The sequence below is a fragment of the Pseudomonas sp. GW821-FHT09C10 genome (genome assembly GCF_059418085.1).
The window spans coordinates 760,029-782,997 of sequence record NZ_JBWKPE010000001.1; the positions used below are offsets into that span (position 1 = coordinate 760,029).

The following is a 22,969-nucleotide window of genomic DNA, read 5'->3' on the forward strand; positions in this document are numbered from 1 at the left end:
GCCCTCAGAAGCTGCGTGGCAGCTCGAGCAGGTGCTCGGCCACGTAGGACAGGATCAGGTTGGTGGAGATCGGCGCCACCTGGTACAGGCGCGTCTCGCGGAATTTGCGCTCGACGTCGTACTCGCAGGCAAAGCCAAAGCCGCCGTGGGTCTGCAGGCAGGCATTGGCCGCTTCCCAGGACGCCTTGGCCGCCAGGTACTTGGCCATATTCGCGCTGGCGCCGGCATTCGCGCCGCTGTCGTATTCCGCACAGGCGCGCCAGCGCATCAGGTCGGCCGCTTCGACTTCGATATGGGCTTCGGCAATCGGAAACTGCACGCCCTGGTTCTGCCCGATGGGCCGGCCGAACACCACGCGGTCGCGGGCGTAGGCGCTGGCCTTGTCGATAAACCAGCGGCCGTCGCCGATGCATTCGGCGGCGATCAGGGTGCGTTCGGCATTGAGGCCGTCGAGGATGTATTTGAAGCCCTTGCCCTCCTCGCCGATCAAGCTATCGAGGGGCAGTTCAAGGTTGTCGAAGAACAATTCATTGGTCTCGTGGTTGACCATGTTCGCGATAGGCTGCACGGTCAAACCGTTGCCGATGGCCTCACGCAGATCGACCAGGAAGATCGACATGCCTTCGGACTTTTTCTTCACCTCGGTCAACGGCGTGGTGCGCGCCAGCAGGATCATCAGGTCGGAATGCTGCACCCGCGAGATCCAGACTTTCTGGCCGTTGATCAGGTATTTGTCGCCACGCTTGATCGCGGTGGTCTTGATCTTGGTGGTGTCGGTGCCGGTGGTGGGCTCGGTGACGGCCATGGATTGCAGGCGCAATTCGCCACTGGCGAGCTTGGGCAGGTAGAAGCGTTTTTGCGTTTCGCTGCCGTGACGCAACAGGGTGAACATGTTGTACATCTGCCCATGCACGGTGCCGGAGTTACCGCCGCAGCGGTTCACCTCCTCGAGGATCACCGAGGCTTCGGCCAGGCCCAGGCCGGAGCCGCCGTATTCCTCGGGAATCATCGCCGACAGCCAGCCGGCGTCGGTCAGCGCCTTGACGAAGGCTTCGGGGAAGCCCTTTTCTTCGTCGATCCGGCGCCAGTAGGCCGCGTCGAATGCGGCGCACAAGGCGCGCACGCCGTCGCGGATGGCATTGAGTGCTTCGTTGTCATTCGGGTTCATCTCACGGCTCTCCGCCTGTTGTTCTTGGCTTATTCGAAATGCACTTCAGCGGTTTGCGCCAGGCCATCGGTATTCCCGGCCCACAACGCCGCCACCCCGGTGTCACTGATGCGACCGCCCACTGCAAACGGCTGCGGCGCAATCAACGGGCGCACGCCGCGATAGGCAAAGCGCCGCACGCTGGCTTCGGGATGGGCGCGGCAAAACGCGCGCAGGCTCAAGGTCGCGATCAGCGGGCCATGCACCACCAGCCCGGCGTAGCCTTCGGTGCCGGTGACATAGGGGTAGTCGTAGTGAATGCGGTGACCGTTGAAGGTCACGGCGCTGTAGCGAAACAGCAGGGTCGGCGTGGGGTCGATGGTTTCCTGCCAATCGCCCTGGGCCTGGGCCTCGCCGCTGCCCGGCTTGGGCGGCGTCGGCTCGCGGTAGACGATGTCCTGTTCTTCGCGGATCGCCAGGCGACCGTCCTGGGCATAGTCATGACGCACGGTGACAAACAACAGCGAGCCGCTGCGGCCGGTCTTTTCTTCGACCTGGGTGATGGTCGACACGCGGGTTGCCGCCTCGCCGGCCCGCAGCGGGTGCAGGAACTCGATACGCCCGCCCGCCCACATGCGATTGCGGTTATCCGCCGGCGGCAGGAAGCCGCCACGGGCCGGGTGGCCGTCGCCGCCAAGGGCGCTTTCCGGCAGCGGGTCCTGGAAGAAGCACCACTGCCACAGCGGCGGCAGGTCCGCGCCCAGCTCGGGGACGGCTTCGCCAAAGGTGGCGGCAATGCGTTTGAGCAGGTTATGGCTCAGGTGGTCGTGGGCGGTTTCGCTTCGGCCGATCCAGTCAGTGGCGCTCATCGGGTACAGGTCCTCGGGCAGTGAGTGTCTGCCCCGGATCATGCAAGCGCCGGCCCGTTCTGAGAATTTGCATTTCAATAAACCAGCGTTCGGTTATGCTGAACGCCGCAATCCAAACCGTACCATTTGTGGCGAGGGCGCTTGCTCCCGCTGGGCTGCGCAGCAGGCCTGGTTTTTTGCGGCCGCTTCGCGCCCCAACGGGAGCAAGCTCTCCCTCGCCACAGGTCTTCGCAAGCCTGGAGTTTTGCATGCACTTCGACCTGGCCGACCTGCGCCTGTTTATCCATATCGCCGAATCCCCCAGCCTCACCCAGGGCGCCAGGCGCGCGTTCCTCTCGCCGGCCGCCGCGAGTGCGCGGATCAAGGCGCTGGAAGGCCAGCTCGACACACGCCTGCTGTACCGTGACAGCCGTGGCGTAGAGATCACCCCGGCGGGCGAACGGCTGCTGCACCATGCGCGGTTGATCATGCGCCAGGTGGATTACCTCAAGAGTGAGTTCACCCAATACGGCGTGGACTCCGCCGGGCATATCCGCATCTTCGCCAACACCACGGCGGTCACCGAGTTCCTCCCGGAGGTGCTGGCCGGCTTCCTCTCCCAGCGCCCTGGCGTGACCGTCGACCTGCAGGAGCGTTTGTCCCGCGATATCGTGCGCGGCGTGCTGGATGGCACCAGTGACATGGGCATCATCGCCGGTCCCGTGGAGGCGGCGGGATTGCAGGTGCTGCACTTCAGCACCGACAAACTGGTGCTGATGGTGCCCGTCGGCCACGCCCTGGCCGATCAAGCCTCGGTCACCCTGGAGCAGACCCTGGCCTATCAGCATATCGGCCTGCATGAGGGCAGCACCTTGCTCAGTTTCCTGCGTGAACACGTTGAGCGGCTGGGCAAACAGTTGTCCCTGCGTATCCAGGTGTCGAGCTTCGAGGCGATTTGCCGGATGGTCGAAGCGGGCGTGGGCATCGGCATCATCCCCGAGTCCGCCGCCGTACGGCACAGCCGCACCATGCAACTGGTGGCGGTGACGCTGGATGAGCCGTGGGCGATTCGCGAGCGCAGTATTCTGGTCAGGGAGCTTGAGGCACTGCCCGGCACCATACGGGCATTGATTGCCACGTTGATGCCGGAAAGCACCTAAGCTCAGAAGTCACCTTGCCAGAGGAAACCTCCCATGCAGCTTGAAGGATCCTGCCACTGCGGCGCCGTGACGTTCAGCCTCACCAGCGCCCACCCGTACCCTTACCAGCGTTGCTATTGCTCGATCTGCCGCAAGACCCAAGGCGGCGGCGGTTATGCGATCAACCTGGCCGGGGATGCCAACAGCTTGCAAGTGCGCGGGCGCAAACAGATTTCGATCTACCACGCCCGGCTCAAACCCGAGGGCGCCAGCCGCGCCCATTCGAGTAGCGCCGAGCGGCATTTCTGTTCGCAGTGCGGCAGTGCGCTATGGCTGTTCAGCCCGGAGTGGCCGGAGCTGATCCACCCGTTTGCCTCGGCCATCGACACGCCGTTGCCGGTGCCGCCGGCGCATACGCACCTGATGCTGGGCTCGAAGGCACCGTGGGTCGAGGTCAGCGTGCGCAAGGGCGACCTGCAGTTTGATGAATACCCCGAAGAATCCATCGCGCAGTGGCATGAACGCCATGGGCTAAGCCGTTAACAGTCTTTGACAGTTTCCCGACAAAGCTCGCAAAGATTGTTGGACGGCCCTTCCCTAGCATTCGAGCATCCAAACAGCCATTCGGGTGCTCCTCATGTTTCGCAGATTGCGCGGTATTCCGCTGCTGGGTTGCCTGCTGGGCAGCCTCGGTTGCCATGGGCAGCCGCCGGCACCGCCGCCCATTCAGAAGGGTGACTACGGCGCGATCATCCGCTACCTGCAAGCGCGCATTCCCCGGGCGATTGCCCAAGAGCATATCGCCGGCCTGTCGATTGCCCTGGTCAATGGCCAGGAGCTGATCTGGGCCCAGGGCTTCGGCCTGGCCGACAAGGCCCGGGGCGTGCCGGTCACGCCCAACACCGCGTTCCGTGCCGGTGGCATTTCCAAGCTGCTCACCGCCACGGCCGCGCTGCAATTGGTGGAACAACAACGGCTGGCGCTGGATGCGCCGATCCAGCAGACCCTGCGCGAGTTTTACGTGCGCTCGCGCTTTCATGACGACCAGGCCGCTGCCGACCGCGCTGTCACCCTGCGGCGTTTACTCAGCCACCAGTCCGGCCTGCCCAGTGAACACCTGCGTGACCTGCGCAGCACCTACGCCATGGGGCAGATGCCGATGCGCGTGTCGGGGGTTTGGCTGAGCAGCCCGCCAGGCTCGCAGGTGGCGTATTCCAACCTCGGTTATGCCCTGGTGGGCGCGGCCATCGAGCGCAGCAGCGGCAAAAGCTTTGAAGCCCAGTTGCAAAACAGCCTGCTCAAGCCGCTGGAAATGAACCAGTCGAGTTTTGTCGGCACCGCCAGCCAGCAGGCGTTCCGCGCCCTGGGCTATACGGACGGCGTTGCCAGTACCGATGCCCCGGTGCGCGACCTCGCCGCCAGCGGCCTGTGGGCCAGCCCGAAAGACCTCGCGCATTACGTGCATATGCTGTTCGCCCAAGGCGTCTACAAAGGCAACCGCGTGCTGGGCAGCGCTTCGATTGACGCGATGTTCACCCAGCAGAACACCGGCAATGCGCTGGACTTCGATTGCCAGATGGGCCTGGGCTGGTTCCTCGCCCCCTGCGGTGACGAACCCGTCGGCCCCGGTATACGCACCTACCAGCACAGCGGTGGCGGCGACGATTTTGCCGCGCAGTTGAGCCTGCTGCCTGACCAGCAACTGGCCGTGATCATCATGGCCAATGACAGCAACGCCGAAGACCTGGTGGCCGGCCTGGCCACCGACACCCTGCGCCTGCTGCTCCAGGCGCAAACCGGCCACGCGGTCTGCGCCGACGATTGCCAGGCGCCGAGCCACGGCCTGAAATTGCGCCACGTGCCGGCCGCCATCGACCGCAAGCGCCTGGCCGGCTTCTACGCCACCGCCTGGGGCGTGTTCCGGATCAAGGATGACGATCAGCGGCTGTCGGGCGAGTTGGCCGGCTACACCTTCGAATTATTGCGCGACGACGACGGCTGGTTGCGCGCGCAGAAGAAAGTGCTCGGCTTCTGGTTCAAGGACCTCGGCGAACTGGGCCGCGTGCAACTGGACGTGATCAGCGTGCAAGGCCGCCAGATGCTCACCGCCCGCAGCCACGGCCAGCGCGTGGCTATCGGTGAGCGCGTCGAGCCGCCGCCCTTGCCCTCGGCCTGGGCCGACACCATCGGCACCTATCAAGTTCTCAACACCCATGAGCCGGACGCCCCCCTGAGCGGCATCAGCGTGCGCCTGGAAGACGGCTTCCTGGTGATCCGCGGCCAACTGCACGACGAACCGCTGACCGACTACATCCTGCTGCCGATCGACAACGCCCATGCCGTCCTCGCCGGTAACGGCTACGGCCTGGGCGATACGGTGAGCCGCCAGATCAACGGTCTCAGCGCTTCGGGCTACGCCTTCAAACGCACCCGCTCCCCTCATAACCCCTTGGTCTTCTAACCCCCATATGGAACCCTTTATGCGCTCAACCCCCCTGTACCTGTCGCTCTCCTCACTGTGCCTGCTGGCCGCTGCCGACCGCGCCATTGCCGAAGACTGGCAATACAGCCTCAAGGCCGGCATGGCCAACGTGCCCCGCTACAGCGGCAGCGATGAACGCATGACCGCGCCGGTGCTGGGCGGCAAAGTCGTCAGCCCCTGGGGGATATTCCTCGACACCGACAAAGGCCTGGGCTGGGGCTATGAAGGCAACGCCTTGAGCTTCAGCACCTACATCGGTGCCAGCCATTCACGCAAGGACAAGAATCAAAGCCTGCACGCCGGCTCGAAGCGGCTCAAGGGCATGGGCGAGATCAAGGCCCGCCCGCAAGTGGGGTTGAGTGCCAGCTATAACCTGGGTGGCGTGATTGCCGGCGCGACCCTGGAACACGCGCTCAAGGAAGATGACCACAAAGACAGCGGCAAGGCGTTCACCCACCTGGAGCTGAGCCTGGGCACCACGCTCTACGACGGCCGCTACGGATCGGTCGATGCCAGCCTCAACAGTCACTTTGGTGACCGCAATTACCTGCAGACCTGGTACGGCGTGACCACCGACCAGGCCGCGCAAAGTCGCTTCAAGGCCTACAAGGCCGGTGCGGGCAACATCAGCAATGGCATGAATCTGGTGTGGAGCCTGCCGATCAGCGAGCACACCCAGTTCTCGACCCTGCTGGATGTGCAATACCTGGCGGATGACGCGGGCAAGAGCCCGATTGTGGAGCGGCGCTTGCAGACCTCGGTGATGGGGGTGTTGGAATACACCTTTTGACCGGGTAAGCCTGTCAGAAAATGTGGGAGAGGGCTTGCCCCCTCCCACATTTGCCTCCCATTATTCTCCGGATACCTATTCGGCATACGCCCACGTCATGCGAAACGACGCCCCGCCCCACTCCGAATCCATCACGTGCACGTGCCCGCCATGCCACTGCGACACCCGCTGCACCAGCGCCAGGCCGAGGCCGAAGCCGCCGGTGCGGCGGTCGCGGCTGGCATCCAGGCGCATGAAGGGCTGGAAGATCCTGGCCCGGCCTTCCTCGGGCACGCCGGGGCCGTCGTCACACACACGCACTTCGTAGCCCTCGCCGAACTTCACCAGCGACACCTCGACCCGGCGCTCGGCATAACGGATGGCATTGCGCAGCAGGTTGATCACGGCGCGGGCCATGAAGCGCGGTTCGATCTGGATAACGTCGACCTCGCAGGTGCGCAGCGACAACTGGATGCCGGCCGCCTCCGCCTCCAGCGCGACGCTGCCGATCACGCTGTCGAGCCAGCTGTGGGCCTCGATGCGCTCGCGGGTGACCTGGGTGGCGCCGCGCTCCAGGCTGGCGTAGGTGAGCAGCTCGGACACCATCTCCTCCAGCTCGCCGAGGTCGGCGTACATATCGGCGATCAATTCGCCCCGCTGGTGCGGGTCGGCCTGTTGCTTGAGTTGGTCGAGTTCGAACGATAACCGTGCAATCGGCGTACGCAGCTCGTGGGACACCGCATTGGTGAGTTCGCGCTGGTTGGCGATCAGGCTTTCGATGCGCTCGGCCATCTGGTTGAAGTGCCCGGCCAGCGCACGCACGGTGGAGCTGCGCGGCAGCAGGATGCGTGAGCCGAGGTCGTTGTCGCCGAAGCGCTGCGCGGCCAGGCGGATATGTTCCAGGTCGCGCCAGTGCGGGCGCACCCAGAAATACAGGACGATGGCCAGGCACAGCCCGAGAAAACCGTAGGCCCACAGGTATAACCATTTGGGCTCTTCCGGCAGCTTGATTTCCAGCAGTTGCGCGCCACCGTCGATGCCCGTGAGAAACTCCATGAAGTCGCCGCGCACCACCAGCAAGCCCTGCTCCAGAAGCTTTTGTTCGCGCTCGGTGAGGGCCTGGGCATCCTTTTGCACCAGCTTCAGGCGCAGGCCGTAGTGGGACTGCAACTCGGCCAGCCGGGCAGCGCGCTGCTCCACGGGCAATGGCCGCAGTTGCTCCACCAAACCGTATGCCGGGCCACGCATGGCTTCGCGGTTGTAGGTCTCGTTGGCTTCGGGGAGCAGTTCGTCGAAGGTGTAGTTGACCAGCCAGATCGCCCCCGCCAGGCCGATCGCCAGAATCACATACAGGCGCAGAAACAGGCGCAGCATCTAGACCTCCCACGCAAACGGATTGAACAGATAACCCTTGCCCCAGATGGTCTTGATGCACACCGGCTCACGGGGGTTGTCGTTGAGCTTGCCGCGCAGCTTGCTGATGTACACGTCGACGCTGCGGTTGAGGCCGTCGAAGGCGATGCCGCGCATGCGGTTGAGAATGTCGTCGCGGGAAAGAATCTTGCCTGCGCTGCTGGCCAGCAACCACAGCAGTTCGAACTCCATGGTGGTGAGGTCGATCTGCTCGTCCCCCAGGCTGACCACCCGGCAACTGCGGTCAATCGCCAAGCGGCCGAACGCGAGGGCGCCGCGCACCGTCGGCTCGGGCGCCTGGCGACGTTGCAGGGCGCGCAGGCGTGCGAGCAGTACCGGCGGCTTGATCGGCTTGATCACATAGTCGTCGGCACCCGACTCCAGGCCGAGAATGTGGTCCAGGTCGTCTTCCTTGGCAGTGAGGATCACAATGGGGGTATCGGACACCGTGCGGATTTCGCGGCACACATGCAGGCCACTCTGGCCCGGCAGCATCAGGTCGAGCACGACGATCTTGGGTTTGAAGTCGAGGAACGCCGCCAGGGCTTCATCGCCACGGTGCACCACGCGGACCTCAAAGCCATGCTGTGACAGAAAATGCGCGATCAGCCCTGCCAGCTTCTCGTCGTCCTCAACGAGCAGGACCTTGCCCAGACCCAGGTTTTCCATAAGTTCTCAGTGTGCAAAGGCGGATTGAAGAGCGGGCATTATAGGTGGCAAGCTGGGCAACTAAAGCAACTGGCCAGTGGGTGCCGACGAAGCTTCATGCTTTTAAGAGTTTTTAACAAATAGCCCGCACTTTTTAACGCCATCCACAGGGAGTTGTATGCGCAAGGATTACCTGGCGTTCTTCGTTTCGCTGTTCCTGTCGCGGCTGGCGGACCAGATCCTGTTGTTTATCGTACCGCTGATCGTGTTCCAGACCACCCACAGCGTGTCCTGGGCCGGACTGGCCTTCTTTGTCGAGTCACTGCCGCGCTATCTCGCGTTTCCGGTGTGCGGGGCGTTGTGCGACAAGTATTCGCCGGTGCGCATCCTGCATATCAGCCAGGTTTACCGGGCACTGTCCTGTGTGGTGGCGGTGGCGTTGTATGGGATGTTCGACGGTATCTACTGGCTGGTGCTGCTGTCGGCGTTGTGCGGCGTGCTGACGACCCAGGGCATCATGGCCCGCGAAGTGCTGATGCCCCATGTCTTCCAGCAGTACAGCTATGCCAAGACCCTCTCCTACTCGCAGATCGCCGACCAGAGCGGCCTGGTGCTGGGGCCGCTGGTGGCTGCGCTGATGCTGGAGGTGTGGGCCTGGCATTGGGTGGTGCTGGGGATTGCCGGGCTATTTGTGCTGGCAGACCTGGCGATGCTGGCCTGGCAGCGTAAAACCACGGCAAGCCTGGACACCCATCGGCAGCACCGGGACATCTGGCTGCAACCGCTGCGCATCGCCTTCGGGCATATCCGTAACCTGGCGGACCTGAAGCGGATCATTACCCTGGCGGTCGGTGTGAACCTGATCATCGGGGTGACGCTGGCCACCTCCGCCGCCATGGTCACCGGGCTGTACGCCGCCGACAAGGACACCTATGCCCTGCTGCAGGCGGCCGGCGCGGGGGTGACCATTGCGATTCTGTTTTACCTGGCGCGCGCCGCCCTGCCCTTGAAAGTGCTGGGCGGGCTGTCTTACTCGATGATCGGCGCCGGCGCGTTGATCATGGCGGTCAGTCCCAACCTGTGGGCATACACCCTGGGCTTCCTGCTGGTCACCGGCTTCGACAAGATGTTCAACGTGTACCTGCGCAGCACCCGCCAGCGGGTCATTCCGGTGCAGGACTTCGGCAAGACCGTGGGCGTGATCACCTTGCTCAACAACCTGCCGCAGCCGCTGGCCGGCCTGGCGATTGCACTGCTGGCGGCGCCGTTGGGCACGCAAACGGTGATCCTGCTGCTGACCGGGATCACCGCCTTGATCGGCGTGGCCGTGGCCTCAGGCTGGCACGCCACTGTGAAAGCGGAACTCGATATCGGGTGATTCGATCAGTTCCTGCTCGGCCGCCCTCACCCGCTCGATCACCTGGGCGATGTCCTTGGCGTCGCCGTACTGGTAGGCCAGCTTCAGGTAACCCTGGAAGTGCCGCGCCTCGCTTTTCAGCAGGCCGAAGTAGAACTTGCCGAGTTCTTCGTCCAAATGCGGCACCAGGGCTTCGAAACGCTCGCAACTGCGGGCTTCGATAAAGGCGCCGACCACCAGGGTATCCACCAGTTTGACCGGTTCGTGGCTGCGCACCACCTTGCGCAAACCGGAGGCATAGCGCCCGGCGTGCAGTTGGCGCAATTCGACCTTGCGCTTCTTGATCAGGCGCATGACCTGCTCATGGTGCACCAGTTCTTCCCGGGCCAGCCGCGACATCATATTGATCAGGTCAACATGGGCGTGGTACTTGGCGATCAGGCTCAGGGCGGTGCTGGCCGCTTTGAATTCGCAGTTCTTGTGGTCGATCAACAGGGTGTCCTGATCGGCCAATGCGGCCTGCACCCAGGCGTCGGGGGTTCGGCAACCGAGGAATTCGTGGATTTCGGGCAGGTTCATCGGGCTCACGGGCAAAGGATCACAAAAGGCCGCCGATTATACCCACCGCACCGCAGACCACCAGCCACCGGCCTTGATGTGCATCAACATGACGTCTGGCGGGCAGCAACTATAGTTGTTCCACGCCCACCCTTTTGGAGATCCGATCATGCAAGCCATTCGCAGCATCCTGGTGGTCATCGAGCCCGCGCACTCGGAAAGCCTGGCCCTCAAGCGCGCCAAGCTGATCGCCGGGGTTACCGGCGCGCACCTGCACTTGCTGGTCTGCGACAAGAAACACGAGCATTCGGCGCTGTTGAGCCTGCTCAAGGCCGGCTTGCAGGAGGACGGTTACAGCGTGACCACCGAGCAGGCGTGGAATGAAAGCCTGCATGACACCATTATCGACGTGCAGCAGGCCGAAGGCTGTGGGCTGGTGATCAAGCAGCACTTTCCCGACAGCCCGCTCAAAAAGGCCCTGCTGACGCCGGCGGACTGGAAGCTGTTGCGCTTGTGCCCGACGCCGGTGTTGCTGGTCAAGACGTCCACGCCTTGGGCGGGCGGGGTGATTCTGGCGGCGATCGATGTGGGCAACAACGACGGGGAACACCGCGAGCTGCATCACGCGATCATCGACCACGGCTTCGACATCGCCAGCCTGGCCAAGGCGCAGTTGCATGTGATCAGCGCCCATCCGTCGCCGATGTTGTCGGCGGCGGACCCGACGTTCCAGCTCAAGGAAACCATCGAGGCGCGTTATCGCGAGCAGTGCAAGGCGTTCCAGGCGGAATTCGATGTGGATGACGCGCACCTGCATGTCGAGGAGGGCCCGGCGGATGTATTGATCCCCCACCTGGCCCACACATTGAAAGCGGCCGTGACCATCATCGGCACCGTGGGGCGCACCGGCATTTCCGGAGCGTTGATCGGTAATACGGCGGAGGTGATCCTGGACGCGGTGGACAGTGATGTACTGGTGCTCAAGCCGCAGACATTGATGGATCACCTGGAGGAACTGGCGACCAAGGCCTGACGCCGATCCCCCTCCCACAGTTGGATGTGTGTTGTCAGTCAGCCAGCGCGTCTCTCAGGAACCCCGGGGCGATATAGCGCTGGTAATGCGCCTCGGAGAGGATAAAGAACTCACGGTCGATGGCATCGCGCAGTTCCGGCAAGGCCCAGTCGCGAAACTCCGGCAACAGCACCATGCCGTACGCTTCCAGGTTATTGATCACCCGCGCGCCGCGGGCAATCAGCTGGTACGCCCAGCAGTACTCGGACTGGTGCGGCACGAAACGGATCTTGCGTTGCTCCAGTTGGCCGCGCAGGGTCTTGGGGTCGAAAATTTCGAGCTTGCCGGCCATCACCTGCACCAACAGTTGCTCCAGCCGCAGCCAGACCGCGCGTTTTTCTTCTTCGTTATAGCCATTCCACTGGATCACTTCGTGGTGGAAACGCTTGCAGCCACGGCACACGAGATCGCCGTAGACCGTGGAGCACAGGCCGACGCAGGGGGTCTTGATGGTTTGGTTGGACATGGGCAACGACACGCAAATCAGCGAAACAGTGCGCCATGTTAGCCCTTTGTCTAAGGTTGATCACCCAGCAAACTTGGTGATGCAACTTACCTTTAGAAATTTTTTGCCGTAGAATCATCCGGCCTTGTAAGGCGCCAATAATCCGCTGGAAGCTGTTTTCAAAGCGTCACGAGCACAGTCGTTCCTTCAGAACGGTGTTGGCGATGGTTATTACCCGGTAGGTAATGATCAGCGCCAACCCTCATCAGCTCCGTTCTGCAGGCGTAAAACTTTGAAAGCAGCTTCTGTAAGGAATGCCGGCAGCGCTGGCTTTGCGGCCCAAAAAGCCCCCGAGCGCATGCGTGCCGTTCATTTCTGGATGAGCGTCCCGTGGGACCACTGATGAGGGTAATAACTGTGCTTGAAGCCTACCGCAAACATATCGAAGAGCGTGCAGCACTGGGTATCGTTCCCCAGCCGCTTAATGCCGAACAAACCGCAGGCCTGGTTGAGCTGCTGAAGAATCCTCCGGCTGGCGAAGAAGAATTCCTCGTTGACCTGATCACCAACCGCATTCCACCGGGCGTTGACGAAGCTGCCTACGTCAAGGCCGGTTTCCTATCTGCCCTGGCCAAGGGCGAAGCCACTTCCCCCCTGATCGACAAGAAACGCGCGGTTGAACTGCTCGGCACCATGCAGGGCGGCTACAACATCGTGACGTTGGTCGAGCTGCTGGACGACGCCGAGCTGGCGCCTGTCGCGGCTGCCCAACTCAAGCACACCCTGCTGATGTTCGATGCGTTCCACGACGTTGCCGAAAAAGCCCGCAACGGCAACGCGCACGCCAAAGCCGTGATCCAGTCCTGGGCTGACGGCGAGTGGTTCCGCAACCGTCCGACCCTGGCCGACAAGATCAGCCTGCGCGTGTTCAAGGTCACCGGCGAAACCAACACCGACGACCTGTCCCCTGCCCCGGACGCCTGGTCCCGCCCTGACATCCCGCTGCACGCCCTGGCCATGCTGAAAATGGCACGTGAAGGCATCGTGCCGGACGAGCAAGGCAAGACCGGCCCGATGAAGCAGATCGAAGAAATGCGCGGCCAAGGCTTCCCGATCGCCTACGTCGGTGACGTGGTCGGTACCGGTTCTTCGCGTAAATCCGCGACCAACTCGGTACTGTGGTTCTTCGGCGACGACGTTCCCTACGTGCCGAACAAGCGCGCCGGCGGCTTCTGCTTCGGCAGCAAGATCGCTCCCATCTTCTACAACACCATGGAAGATGCCGGCGCACTGCCGATCGAATTCGACGTGACCAACATGAACATGGGCGACGTGATCGACCTGTACCCTCATGCTGGCAAAGTCTGCAAACACGGCACCGACGAAGTCCTGACCACCTTCGAAATGAAGACCCCGGTCCTGCTCGACGAAGTTCGCGCCGGCGGCCGTATCCCGCTGATCATCGGCCGTGGCCTGACCGACAAGGCGCGCGCCGAGCTGGGCCTGGGCCCTACCGACCTGTTCAAGCTGCCTGAAGCACCGGTCGACACGGGCAAGGGTTTCACCCTGGCCCAGAAGATGGTCGGCAAGGCGTGTGGCCTGCCGGAAGGCAAAGGCGTTCGTCCAGGTACCTACTGCGAACCGAAGATGACCACCGTGGGTTCCCAGGACACCACCGGTCCGATGACCCGTGACGAACTGAAAGACCTGGCGTGCCTGGGCTTCTCGACCGACCTGGTGATGCAGTCCTTCTGCCACACCGCGGCGTATCCAAAGCCGATCGACGTGACCACCCACCACACCCTGCCTGACTTCATCATGACCCGTGGCGGTGTATCGCTGCGTCCAGGCGACGGCATCATCCACAGCTGGCTGAACCGCATGCTGCTGCCGGATACCGTCGGTACCGGTGGTGACTCCCACACCCGTTTCCCGATGGGCATCTCGTTCCCGGCCGGTTCCGGTCTGGTCGCGTTCGCCGCAGCCACCGGCGTCATGCCGCTGGACATGCCGGAATCGATCCTGGTGCGCTTCAAAGGCAAGATGAAACCTGGCATCACCCTGCGTGACCTGGTTCATGCCATTCCTTACTACGCGATCCAGGCTGGCCTGCTGACCGTAGAGAAGAAAGGCAAGAAAAACGCCTTCTCCGGCCGCATCCTGGAAATCGAAGGCCTGAACGACCTGACGCTGGAGCAGGCTTTCGAGCTCTCCGACGCCTCGGCCGAACGTTCGGCTGCCGGTTGCACCATCAAGCTGTCGAAAGAATCCGTCACCGAGTACCTGAACTCCAACATCACCCTGCTGCGCTGGATGATCGGCGAAGGCTACGGCGATGCCCGTACCCTGGAACGTCGTGCTCAAGCGATGGAAGCCTGGGTCGCCAACCCGGAACTGATGGAAGCCGATGCCGACGCGGAATACGCCGAAATCATCGAGATCGACCTGGCCGAAATCAACGAGCCGATCCTCTGCGCACCGAACGACCCGGACGATGCCCGTCTGCTGTCCAGCGTTGCCGGCGAGAAGATCGACGAAGTGTTTATCGGTTCGTGCATGACCAACATCGGTCACTTCCGTGCTGCCGGTAAGTTGCTGGAGCAGGTCAAGGGTCAGTTGCCAACTCGTCTGTGGCTGTCGCCGCCGACCAAGATGGACGCTCACCAGTTGACCGAAGAAGGCTACTACGGCATCTACGGCAAGGCTGGCGCGCGCATGGAAATGCCGGGCTGCTCGCTGTGCATGGGTAACCAGGCACGTGTAGAGCCGAACTCGACCGTGGTATCGACGTCGACCCGTAACTTCCCGAACCGCCTGGGTGACGGCGCGAACGTCTACCTGGCTTCGGCTGAGCTGGCGGCAGTCGCCTCCACCCTGGGTCGCCTGCCGACCGTCGAAGAGTACATGGGCTACGCAGCGAAACTGGACACCATGGCCAGTGACGTCTACCGCTACCTGAACTTCGACCAGATCGCCGAGTTCCGCAAAATCGCAGCAAGCGCCAACATCCCGGTGATTCAAGCTTAACGGTGTGTTGATGTGAAGGACGCCGCGTATCGCAAGGTACGCGGCGTTTTTTATGCCTGGAATACCAACACATTCAGTTGATCCCTTTGCTACTGACCCACCGCTATCGGGGGCAAGCCCCCTCCCACAGTTTTGACCGCGCCAAGCGACCTTATACCTTCAACCACACCACCGTCTGATCCTGAGAATAAGCTGACTGATGTACACCGATCCAAATGTGGGAGGGGGCTTGCCCCCGATGAGGGAGTGTCAGTTGATGCATCTGCCACTGACCCACCGCCATCGGGAGCAAGCCCCCTCCCACAGTTTCGACCGCGCCAGGCGACCTTATACCTTCAGCTGCGCCACCGTCTGATCCTGGGCCTGAGAATGAGCCGACTGATGTACATCGCTCCAAATGTGGGAGGGGGCTTGCCCCCGATGAGGGAGTGTCCGTTGATGCATCTGCCACTGACCCACTGCTATCTGGAGCAAGCCCCACGCGTCACGCTTTACCCACCTCAAGCGCCAGCTGCACCGCACCATCAACGCTCAAGCCACTAAGCAGCACATGGGGCGCGAGCGCTTCGGGCAACCGCTGCAACACCTCGCGGGCCTCATGCCGCACACGGGCCAACACCAGGCGCTTGCCCTCCCCGCGCACCTGGGCAAAAAACGCCGCCAGGGCTTCGATGCTGGTGCCGTCCAGGTCCGGGGATTCTTCCAGGCTCAACACCACCGCCTCGACCGGCGACTGGCGCATCAGGCGCAAGGCCGCGCCCAGGATGCGTTCGGCATTGGCAAAAAACAGCGCCTCGCTGGGCCGGACGATCAAGACCCCCGGCACGGCCAGGGCATCGGCATGGTGCTGGCGGTCGACAAAGTCATGGCTGTCACCCAGGCGTCCCAGTACCTGGATGTCGGCTGACGACATCTGGCGCAGCATCAACATCACGCTGATCGCGACCGCCACCAGCAAACCATCCAGCACGCCCAGCACCAGCACCGCCGCCACCGCACAGATCACCAGCACGCGATCGCGCCGCCACAGGAAATAACGCCCCAGCGGCTGCACGCTCAAGCCTCGCCCCAGGGCATAGATGACGACGGCCGCCAGCACCGGCTCCGGCGTGAGCGCGACATAGGGCAGCACCGTCAGCACAATCAGCAGGATCACCAGCGCCGCGACAATCCCCGCCAGGCGCGAATAGGCGCCGGCCGCCTCGTTGGCCGACGTCGCCGAATACCCGGCACCGGCCGGCATGCCGTGGAACAACCCGGAAACCAGGTTGGCCGCGCCCAGTGCAAGCAGATCCCGGTTGGATGACACGCGGTCGCCATGCTTGAGCGCGAACGAACTGATAGAGCCGTAAGACTCCGCGTACAGGATCATCACCAGCGCAAACGCCAATTCCCCCAGGCGCAGCCAGTCGGCAAACGGCAGCACCGGCAAATGCCCCAGCTCCAGGCGCAGGTCGATCATGCCGATCTGCGCCACCCCATAGGCCTGCAGGTCCAGGTACTGCCCGGCAACGATGCCGAGCACCACGACCACCAGGCCACCGGGCAGGCGCGGGAGGCGTGCGCACAGCCACAGCACCAGCAACGCCAGCGCCGCTACCAGTGCCGCAGGCCAGTTCCAGCGCGGCAGCTGCTCCAGCAACTGCGGCAGAAAACGGATCAGGTTGTTATCGGTCAGGTGCACACCCACCACACCGGCCAATTGCTTGAGGATGATGGTCAGCGCCAGGCCGAAGGCGAAGCCACGCAATACCGGTTTGGCGATAAACGAGGTGACGCCGCCGAGCTTGAACAGTCCGGCCAACAGGAAAAACACCCCGGTGAGCAACACCAGCCCGAAGGCCAGGGACAGCCTCAATGCCGGGTCGTCACCCGCCAGGCTCGCCGTGGCCGCCGCCAGCACGGCCGCCGACGACGAGGTGGCCGAGACAATCGCAAAACGGCTGCTGCCGAACAGGCCATAGCACACCAGCCCGGCAAACAAGGCGATTACCCCGGCCTGGGGCGGCAGCGCGGCAATACTGGAATAGGCCACGGCCTCCGGCAGCAGCAAACCGGCAATGGATAAGCCGGCCAGCAGGTCTTGGATGCGGTTCGAGGGTACGGCAACGGGTGCATCGGTTTCAGTCTTCAAGCGGCCCAACCCATCCTGGCAAAAAGCGTGGGTAAGCTTAGCCCTCATTGCCCGGCGGCGGTTGCGCCGCGTCAGCTTTTGCGCAGGCAAAAAAAAGCCGATTCGCGGTGTGCGCGAATCGGCTTGCGGGCGTGAGCCCCGGGGTCAGGACAGCAGCGAGTAAATCAATGCGGTAATCGCCACCAGGCCCACCGCCGTGACAAACACGTTGGACGCCTGCCCACGGTACTTGGCCATGGCCGGCACCTTGCGGATCGCGTACATCGGCATCAGGAACAGGATCGACGCAATGATCGGCCCGCCCAGGGTCTCGATCATGCCGAGGATGCTCGGGTTCAGCGTGGCAACGATCCAGCACACCACCAGCATGAAGGCGGCGGTCATGCGGTCCAGAGTCTTGGCGGCCGGGCGGCGACCGCTTTTGAGCACCAGGCCCTTGAGGCCTTCGCTGGCGCCGATGTAGTGGCCCAGGAACGACTTGGCAATCGCCACGAACGCGATCAACGGCGCGGCAAACGCGATGGTCGGGTTGTTGAAATGGTTGGCCAGGTACGACAGGATCGACAGGTTCTGCGCTTTCGCTTCACCCAATTGCGCCGGCGACAGGGTCAACACGCAACTGAACACGAAGAACAGCACCATCACCACCATCAACAGGTGCGCGCGGGACAGGATCTGCGAACTGCGCTCATCGGCGTGTTCGCCGTACTGGCGCTTCTGGTCGACCGCAAACGCCGAGATGATCGGCGAGTGGTTGAACGAAAACACCATCACCGGAATTGCCAGCCACAAGGTGTTGAGCAACGCCGACGGCGCCGGCACCACACTGGCGGTGCTGAGGATGCCGCCGTTCCAATGGGGGATCAGGTACACCGCGAGGAACAGCAAGGCGACGATAAACGGGTACACCATCAGGCTCATGGCCTTGACGATCACCTGCTCACCGCAACGCACCACCGCCAGCAGGCCGAGGATCAGCACAAACGCCAGCAACGCCCGTGGCGGCGGCATGATGTGCAACTGGTGCTCCATGAAGCTGCTGACCGTGTTAGTCAGGGCCACGCTGTAGATCAGCAGGATCGGGAAGATCGCGAAGAAGTACAGCAGCGTGATCAACGCACCGGCCTTGACGCCGAAATGCTCTTCGACCACATCAGTGATGTCGGAACCCGCACGACCGGAGAGTACGAAACGGGTCAGGCCACGGTGGGCAAAAAACGTCATCGGGAACGCCAGCACCGCCAGGATCACCAAGGGCCAGAAGCCGCCCAGGCCGGCGTTGATCGGCAGGAACAAGGTGCCGGCGCCAATGGCAGTGCCGAACAGGCCAAGCATCCAGGTGGTGTCCTGGCGGCTCCAGCTTGAGAGGGTTGCAGGTGTCGTTGCATAGCGTTCGTCGACGCTATTGGCCTGATCATTCATCCGGTCGGATCTCCGCATTTACACGGCCGGGACGAGTCAGAAAAACCTGACAGGCAGCGCCCCGACCATAGAAGGGGCCGGATTGTCCGGGATTCTCGTGAATAAGCAAAGACTTAGCTGAGGAACGGTTATGCGGTGCAGAGGCTCAAGCGCGGCCCTGGGCAGTGGTTTCGGGGGGCTGCCGCGGGTTTCTCGAGTGGCTGCCAGGCGCCATTGACGAGGGCGATCCAGGACTCTAGCCAATAGACTCCCCATACTTTTAGAGAAGTCGCCTACAGCAAAACCAGAACCCCCTCATATCTAAATAAAAGTTTAACCACAACGCCTTTGCAATTGTTACATAACCCTACATAGCCATTGAGCAATCGCCAAAAACCCAACTAACATCGCCCCGCTCCACTCGAAGAACAACATGCTTATTTAAAATAACAAGGATTCCAATATGCGAAGACTCACTGTTGTTTTTGCTGGTTTGTTGATCACGGGCCTACTCTGCTCGTCTGAAAGTTACGCCAGTCAAACCGCGTCTGAACCTGACGCTCAAGCACTGGCTTCCTCGCCTCAATGGCTGACCACCAAGGTTTATATCGAAGGCGAGCCGGACACCGACGTCAAGGCCAGCTACCCCGGCGTGGTCGGCATATCGATGTGGGACCCGCAGCGCAATCGCTATGAGTTCTTCTACACCGATACCGGCCGCTCGAAACACGCCGATGGCGGCGGCGGTTACTTCCTGGTCACCGGCGATAAAAAGACCCATATCCTGGTCCCTGACGTTGGCCCGACCAGAACCATTGTCAGAAGGCTCGAAAAACTCGACAGCAGCGAATTCACTTATTCCCGCGAAGTGCCGCGCGATATGGTCAGCACCAACCCGCCCGTTCGAATTTATGTGGTACACGCCCCCTACACCGGCCCCATAAATACAGTCATGTCGAACTGATTAAACATTCATGTTTAGTGATAAAACCGAATAACAAACAAGGCACCTGACAATGAATATGCGCAAACTGTTAATACCCGCACTGCTGGCCGCGACACTGTTACCCGGTGTAGCGACTGCGCAAACTTCAACAACCTTTCCTGCAAAAAACGCTGCTGCCACAGCGGACAACGCCGTCATGTTGACCGTATTTCTTAAACACGATCAATCACGCCCGTTGAGCGAACTGAAACAACAACTGGCCAAGCAGGAGTTTCACAAGGTGTTCCCGCCTGCCGGGGTGGAAGTGCTGAGCTGGAACATCACCATGGGCATCGGGCAGGTCGTTGTGCTACGCCTGCCGGCGTCGCGCCTGGCGGAAGTCAACCTGGCGATTGAAAACACCGCATGGGGGGTCTACACCACGGAATTCTTCCCGACCTACAATTTCATGCCCATCGCTCAGGCCGAGCAGGAAAAGGCACGACGTAGCCCCCCGCAGTGATCTTCTGCTGGCAGCAGCGCCCCTGTTCCGGCTGGGGCGCAACTTTTTCGGCACCTGATGCATTTGACAGCCTCGCCCCTGTCCCAGCATGATCGAGGCATGACCTTTTTCCAGCAGCTCCTCACCCGCACCACCACCACGACCGCTCCAGGCGGGTCGTGCGGTTGCCGTGGGTGCTTGAGCTAGACACTTCACGAATTCAACCCAAGGCCCCGCCAGCAATGGACGGGGCCTTTTTATTGCTCCGTCGACTGGCACTCACAAGGAGCAATACCATGGCTGATGCCCTGTTGATCATCGATATGCAAACCGGCTTGTACGATGGCCCCGACAAACCCTTTGAACGGGAGCGCGTGCTTGGCACCATCAACTCGTTGATCGGCCGCGCCCGTGAAGCCGGCGCGCCGATCCTGGTCGCCCGCCATACCGGCCCGACGGGCTCGCCGATAGCTGCGGGCAGTCCGAATTGGCAACTGTGGCGAGGGCTGCACGTAGACGAGACTCACGACCATCTGTTCGACAAAACCCGCCCCAGTTGCTTCCTGGGTACCGACCTGGCCCGACGACTGCGCGCCCTGGGGGTTAATCAACTGGTGATCGTCGGGATGAAAACCCAGTACTGCATCGACACCACCTGCCGCGTGGCGGTAGAGCTGGGCTTCTCGGTGATCGTGCCTGAAGACGCCCATACCTGCATGGACACCCCGGCGCTGAAGGCCGAGGCGATCATCGCGCATCACAATGCCACGCTGGCGGGGGCGTTTGGGCTGAGTGGGAAAGCGGCTGACGTCCGGTTCTGACCGGTACAGACTGTAGGAGCAAGCATGCTTGCGCCTGCAGTCGTAGATTTTTTCTACCCGGGCAAAACGCGCCCTCCTGCAAATCCCGCATACTGATGCCCTCAAACCCTTCAGGAAGAGCCTTCCGATGACCACCACTGTTCTGGTTCTGGTTGAAACCATCAATGAATACTTGCAAATCATCGAGAGCAACGACTTTCATGTGATCCTGGCGCCCACACCCAGCGAGCGCGCCCAGGCGATCAAAACCCACGGCGGCCAGATCAAGGCCGTACTGACCCGTGGCCCGTTGGGCCTGTATGCCGAGGAAATCGCCGCCCTGCCACTGCTGGAGATCATCTGCGTGATCGGCGCCGGTTATGAGCATGTCGACCTGCAGGCGGCGAGCAATCGCGGCATCGTGGTCACCAATGGCGCCGGGGTGAATGCGCCGTCGGTGGCCGACCACGCCATGGCGCTGCTGTTGTCGCTGGTGCGCGGCATTCCCCAGACGGACGCAGCGGTACGCCGCAGCGAATGGCCCAAGGTCATGCGCCCGTCCCTGGGCGGCAAGCAATTGGGCATCCTCGGGCTCGGCGCGGTGGGCCTGGAGATCGCCCGGCGCGCGGCCCTCGGCTTTGGCATGGAAGTGAGCTATCACAACCGCCAGCCGCGCGATGATGTGGACTACACCTACTGCGCCACGGCCGTGGAGCTGGCGCGCAGCTCGGATTTCCTGATCCTGGCCACGCCCGGTGGCGTCGGCACGCGCCACTTGATCGACCGCCACGCCCTGGACGCCCTCGGCCCGAACGGTTACCTGGTGAATATCGGCCGTGGCAGCGTGGTGGTCACCGACGACCTGGTTGCCGCCCTTGAGCAACGCCGTATCGGTGGCGCCGCACTGGACGTGTTCGACGATGAACCCAAGGTACCGGATGCCCTCAAGCGCTTGAGCAATACCGTGCTGACGTCCCATGTGGCCGGCCTCTCGCCGGAAGCGGCCCACGATACCGTGCAACGGGTGGCCGACAACCTGGTGGAGTACTTCGCCGGCCGACCGGTACTCACTCCGATCGCCTTGCCCGCGCCCGTAAAATGACCGATCAGGCACGCTGATCATCGTCCAACACGCTAACCTATTAAGCCGCCCCGACCTTGTCGCTGGGCGGTGGTGCGCATTAGATTAGGAAATAGTCCGACGCCTTTAGAATAAGCAGAAGGGATAAGCATGGCGCTTAACGACCAATCAACCCAGATTCGCCCAGGCGAAGAACTTGAAGCCAATCTGATCGATCCCTACCTCAAGGCCCATATCCCGGGCCTGAGCGGCACGCCCACGATCAGCCAGTTCCCCGGTGGTGCGTCCAACCTCACCTACCTGCTGGAATACCCCGGCCAGGAATTCGTGCTGCGCCGCCCGCCCTTTGGCCACAAGGCCAAGTCCGCCCACGACATGGGCCGCGAATACCGCATTCTCAACCAGCTCAAGGATGGCTTCCCGTATTGCCCCAAGGCCTATGTGCACTGCACCGATGAGTCGGTGATTGGCGCCGAGTTCTATGTGATGGAACGGGTCAACGGCATCATCCTGCGCTCCGACCTGCCCGCCGAACTGGGCCTGGATGCCACCCGGACCGAGGCGTTGTGCAAAAGCTTTATCGACAAGTTCGTCGAACTGCACCAGGTCGACTACCGCGCCTGCGGCCTGGCCGACCTGGGCAAACCTGAAGGTTATGTGGCACGCCAGATTGGTGGCTGGAGCGACCGCTACGAAAAAGCCCTGACCCCCGACGCCCCCAACTGGGAAAAGGTACGTGCCTGGCTCAACGACAAGATGCCCGCCGACCATCCCACCTCGAGCATCGTGCATAACGACTACCGCTTCGATAACGTGATCCTCGACCCGCATAACCCGATGCAGATCATCGGCGTGCTGGATTGGGAACTGACCACCCTCGGCGACCCGCTGATGGACCTGGGCAACACCCTCGCCTACTGGATCGAAGCCGACGACCCGGCGCCGGTGCAACTGATGCGCCGCCAGCCGAGCAATGCCCCCGGCATGCTCACCCGCCGCCAGTTCGTGGATTACTACGCTGAGCGCGCCGGGATCCAGATCGACAATTTCGACTTCTACTACACCTACGGCCTGTTCCGCCTGGCCGGCATCGTGCAGCAGATCTACTACCGTTTCTTCCACGGCCAGACCCAGGACAAACGCTTTGCGCAGTTCATCCACATGAACAAGCTGCTGGAGCAGATGAGCCTGAATGTCATCGGTAAATCAGCCCTCTAAGGA

The 22,969-nt window shown here is 62.3% G+C and carries 20 protein-coding genes; 12 read left to right on the forward strand and 8 right to left on the reverse strand.

The features are described from left to right. Nucleotides 1-4: 4 nt before the first annotated feature. Together AC07OT_RS03520 and AC07OT_RS03525 are read right to left on the reverse strand one after the other, a co-directional pair. On the reverse strand, nt 5-1,168 hold the full coding sequence (locus AC07OT_RS03520; protein WP_495107488.1) for an acyl-CoA dehydrogenase family protein: 1,164 nt from the start codon (nt 1,166-1,168) through the stop codon (nt 5-7). Between the two features lie 29 nt (nt 1,169-1,197). Beyond that, entirely contained in the window at nt 1,198-2,016 is an 819-nt protein-coding gene (locus AC07OT_RS03525) for an HTD2 family dehydratase (RefSeq protein WP_495107489.1), read from the reverse strand. 248 nt (nt 2,017-2,264) lie between these two features. Here AC07OT_RS03525 and AC07OT_RS03530 point away from each other — a divergent pair, with 248 nt between their 5' ends. The 4 genes from AC07OT_RS03530 to AC07OT_RS03545 all read left to right on the forward strand — a co-directional run bounded on the left by AC07OT_RS03530 (nt 2,265) and on the right by AC07OT_RS03545 (nt 6,406). Then, nucleotides 2,265-3,155, forward strand: coding sequence for a LysR family transcriptional regulator (locus AC07OT_RS03530; protein WP_495107490.1), 891 nt, complete (start codon nt 2,265-2,267; stop codon nt 3,153-3,155). Between the two features lie 33 nt (nt 3,156-3,188). Further along, nucleotides 3,189-3,677, forward strand: a complete 489-nt coding sequence (locus tag AC07OT_RS03535; RefSeq protein WP_495107491.1) for a GFA family protein — start codon at nt 3,189-3,191, stop codon at nt 3,675-3,677. Nucleotides 3,678-3,771: 94 nt separating this feature from the next. After that, nucleotides 3,772-5,595, forward strand: coding sequence for a serine hydrolase domain-containing protein (locus AC07OT_RS03540; RefSeq protein WP_495107492.1), 1,824 nt, complete (start codon nt 3,772-3,774; stop codon nt 5,593-5,595). A 19-nt stretch (nt 5,596-5,614) separates the two neighbouring features. After that, complete coding sequence (locus tag AC07OT_RS03545) at nt 5,615-6,406, forward strand: MipA/OmpV family protein (protein WP_495107493.1); 792 nt, start codon at nt 5,615-5,617, stop codon at nt 6,404-6,406. A gap of 75 nt (nt 6,407-6,481) precedes the next feature. Here the strand turns inward: AC07OT_RS03545 and AC07OT_RS03550 are convergent, their stop codons facing one another. Then, nucleotides 6,482-7,759 carry an ATP-binding protein gene (locus AC07OT_RS03550; protein WP_065942047.1) on the reverse strand — a complete coding sequence of 426 codons (1,278 nt, stop codon included), beginning with the start codon at nt 7,757-7,759 and terminating at the stop codon, nt 6,482-6,484. Beyond that, complete coding sequence (locus tag AC07OT_RS03555; protein WP_065928008.1) at nt 7,760-8,467, reverse strand: response regulator; 708 nt, start codon at nt 8,465-8,467, stop codon at nt 7,760-7,762. It abuts the gene before it with no gap. 157 nt (nt 8,468-8,624) lie between these two features. Here AC07OT_RS03555 and AC07OT_RS03560 point away from each other — a divergent pair, with 157 nt between their 5' ends. Beyond that, on the forward strand, nt 8,625-9,824 hold the full coding sequence (locus AC07OT_RS03560) for an MFS transporter (protein ID WP_495107494.1): 1,200 nt from the start codon (nt 8,625-8,627) through the stop codon (nt 9,822-9,824). Here AC07OT_RS03560 and AC07OT_RS03565 read toward each other — a convergent pair. Continuing rightward, entirely contained in the window at nt 9,780-10,382 is a 603-nt protein-coding gene (locus AC07OT_RS03565; RefSeq protein WP_027608547.1) for a MiaE family protein, read from the reverse strand. The two genes, AC07OT_RS03560 and AC07OT_RS03565, sit on opposite strands and share 45 nt — an antisense overlap. 148 nt (nt 10,383-10,530) lie before the next feature. Between AC07OT_RS03565 and AC07OT_RS03570 the strand changes: the two genes are divergently transcribed. Next, a complete protein-coding gene (locus tag AC07OT_RS03570; RefSeq protein ID WP_027608548.1) occupies nt 10,531-11,394 on the forward strand; it encodes a universal stress protein in 864 nt (287 codons plus the stop codon). Between the two features lie 34 nt (nt 11,395-11,428). Here the strand turns inward: AC07OT_RS03570 and AC07OT_RS03575 are convergent, their stop codons facing one another. Then, on the reverse strand, nt 11,429-11,899 hold the full coding sequence (locus AC07OT_RS03575) for a DUF1289 domain-containing protein (RefSeq protein WP_065928006.1): 471 nt from the start codon (nt 11,897-11,899) through the stop codon (nt 11,429-11,431). Between the two features lie 396 nt (nt 11,900-12,295). Between AC07OT_RS03575 and acnB the strand changes: the two genes are divergently transcribed. Continuing rightward, nucleotides 12,296-14,905, forward strand: coding sequence for a bifunctional aconitate hydratase 2/2-methylisocitrate dehydratase (acnB, locus tag AC07OT_RS03580; RefSeq protein ID WP_065942045.1), 2,610 nt, complete (start codon nt 12,296-12,298; stop codon nt 14,903-14,905). Nucleotides 14,906-15,389: 484 nt separating this feature from the next. On the opposite strand, the gene AC07OT_RS03585 is transcribed toward acnB, so the two are convergent. After that, nucleotides 15,390-17,039, reverse strand: coding sequence for a SulP family inorganic anion transporter (locus tag AC07OT_RS03585; RefSeq protein ID WP_495107495.1), 1,650 nt, complete (start codon nt 17,037-17,039; stop codon nt 15,390-15,392). Nucleotides 17,040-17,183: 144 nt separating this feature from the next. Continuing rightward, nucleotides 17,184-18,461, reverse strand: coding sequence for a serine/threonine transporter (locus AC07OT_RS03590; protein ID WP_495102709.1), 1,278 nt, complete (start codon nt 18,459-18,461; stop codon nt 17,184-17,186). 442 nt (nt 18,462-18,903) lie between these two features. Between AC07OT_RS03590 and AC07OT_RS03595 the strand changes: the two genes are divergently transcribed. From AC07OT_RS03595 to AC07OT_RS03615, 5 genes are all read left to right on the forward strand, one after another. After that, nucleotides 18,904-19,404: a DUF4822 domain-containing protein gene (locus AC07OT_RS03595; RefSeq protein ID WP_495107496.1), complete on the forward strand. Its 501-nt coding sequence runs from the start codon at nt 18,904-18,906 to the stop codon at nt 19,402-19,404. Between the two features lie 52 nt (nt 19,405-19,456). Next, nucleotides 19,457-19,888 (forward strand): hypothetical protein, encoded by a 432-nt coding sequence (locus AC07OT_RS03600; protein WP_495107497.1) that lies wholly within the window; start codon nt 19,457-19,459, stop codon nt 19,886-19,888. Nucleotides 19,889-20,163: 275 nt separating this feature from the next. Next, nucleotides 20,164-20,688, forward strand: a complete 525-nt coding sequence (locus AC07OT_RS03605) for a cysteine hydrolase family protein (RefSeq protein WP_141155156.1) — start codon at nt 20,164-20,166, stop codon at nt 20,686-20,688. A 127-nt stretch (nt 20,689-20,815) separates the two neighbouring features. Then, the gene (locus AC07OT_RS03610) at nt 20,816-21,769 is read left to right on the forward strand and encodes a 2-hydroxyacid dehydrogenase (protein ID WP_495107498.1); all 954 of its coding nucleotides are present in this window, start codon (nt 20,816-20,818) and stop codon (nt 21,767-21,769) included. Nucleotides 21,770-21,898: 129 nt separating this feature from the next. Then, a complete protein-coding gene (locus AC07OT_RS03615; protein ID WP_495107499.1) occupies nt 21,899-22,966 on the forward strand; it encodes a phosphotransferase family protein in 1,068 nt (355 codons plus the stop codon). The last annotated feature ends 3 nt before the right edge of the window (nt 22,967-22,969 follow it).

Excerpts from the sequence above, each read along its gene's own strand:
- AC07OT_RS03565 (WP_027608547.1), bottom strand. The coding sequence starts at position 10,382 with ATGAACCTGCCCGAAATCCACGAATTCCTCGGTTGCCGAACCCCCGAC.
- AC07OT_RS03560 (WP_495107494.1), top strand. The coding sequence starts at position 8,625 with ATGCGCAAGGATTACCTGGCGTTCTTCGTTTCGCTGTTCCTGTCGCGG.
- AC07OT_RS03590 (WP_495102709.1), bottom strand. The coding sequence starts at position 18,461 with ATGAATGATCAGGCCAATAGCGTCGACGAACGCTATGCAACGACACCT.
- AC07OT_RS03550 (WP_065942047.1), bottom strand. The coding sequence starts at position 7,759 with ATGCTGCGCCTGTTTCTGCGCCTGTATGTGATTCTGGCGATCGGCCTG.
- AC07OT_RS03545 (WP_495107493.1), top strand. The coding sequence starts at position 5,615 with ATGCGCTCAACCCCCCTGTACCTGTCGCTCTCCTCACTGTGCCTGCTG.
- AC07OT_RS03605 (WP_141155156.1), top strand. The coding sequence starts at position 20,164 with ATGGCTGATGCCCTGTTGATCATCGATATGCAAACCGGCTTGTACGAT.
- AC07OT_RS03540 (WP_495107492.1), top strand. The coding sequence starts at position 3,772 with ATGTTTCGCAGATTGCGCGGTATTCCGCTGCTGGGTTGCCTGCTGGGC.
- AC07OT_RS03525 (WP_495107489.1), bottom strand. The coding sequence starts at position 2,016 with ATGAGCGCCACTGACTGGATCGGCCGAAGCGAAACCGCCCACGACCAC.
- AC07OT_RS03600 (WP_495107497.1), top strand. The coding sequence starts at position 19,457 with ATGAATATGCGCAAACTGTTAATACCCGCACTGCTGGCCGCGACACTG.
- AC07OT_RS03595 (WP_495107496.1), top strand. The coding sequence starts at position 18,904 with ATGCGAAGACTCACTGTTGTTTTTGCTGGTTTGTTGATCACGGGCCTA.
- AC07OT_RS03570 (WP_027608548.1), top strand. The coding sequence starts at position 10,531 with ATGCAAGCCATTCGCAGCATCCTGGTGGTCATCGAGCCCGCGCACTCG.
- AC07OT_RS03535 (WP_495107491.1), top strand. The coding sequence starts at position 3,189 with ATGCAGCTTGAAGGATCCTGCCACTGCGGCGCCGTGACGTTCAGCCTC.
- AC07OT_RS03530 (WP_495107490.1), top strand. The coding sequence starts at position 2,265 with ATGCACTTCGACCTGGCCGACCTGCGCCTGTTTATCCATATCGCCGAA.
- AC07OT_RS03555 (WP_065928008.1), bottom strand. The coding sequence starts at position 8,467 with ATGGAAAACCTGGGTCTGGGCAAGGTCCTGCTCGTTGAGGACGACGAG.
- AC07OT_RS03520 (WP_495107488.1), bottom strand. The coding sequence starts at position 1,168 with ATGAACCCGAATGACAACGAAGCACTCAATGCCATCCGCGACGGCGTG.
- AC07OT_RS03575 (WP_065928006.1), bottom strand. The coding sequence starts at position 11,899 with ATGTCCAACCAAACCATCAAGACCCCCTGCGTCGGCCTGTGCTCCACG.
- AC07OT_RS03610 (WP_495107498.1), top strand. The coding sequence starts at position 20,816 with ATGACCACCACTGTTCTGGTTCTGGTTGAAACCATCAATGAATACTTG.
- AC07OT_RS03615 (WP_495107499.1), top strand. The coding sequence starts at position 21,899 with ATGGCGCTTAACGACCAATCAACCCAGATTCGCCCAGGCGAAGAACTT.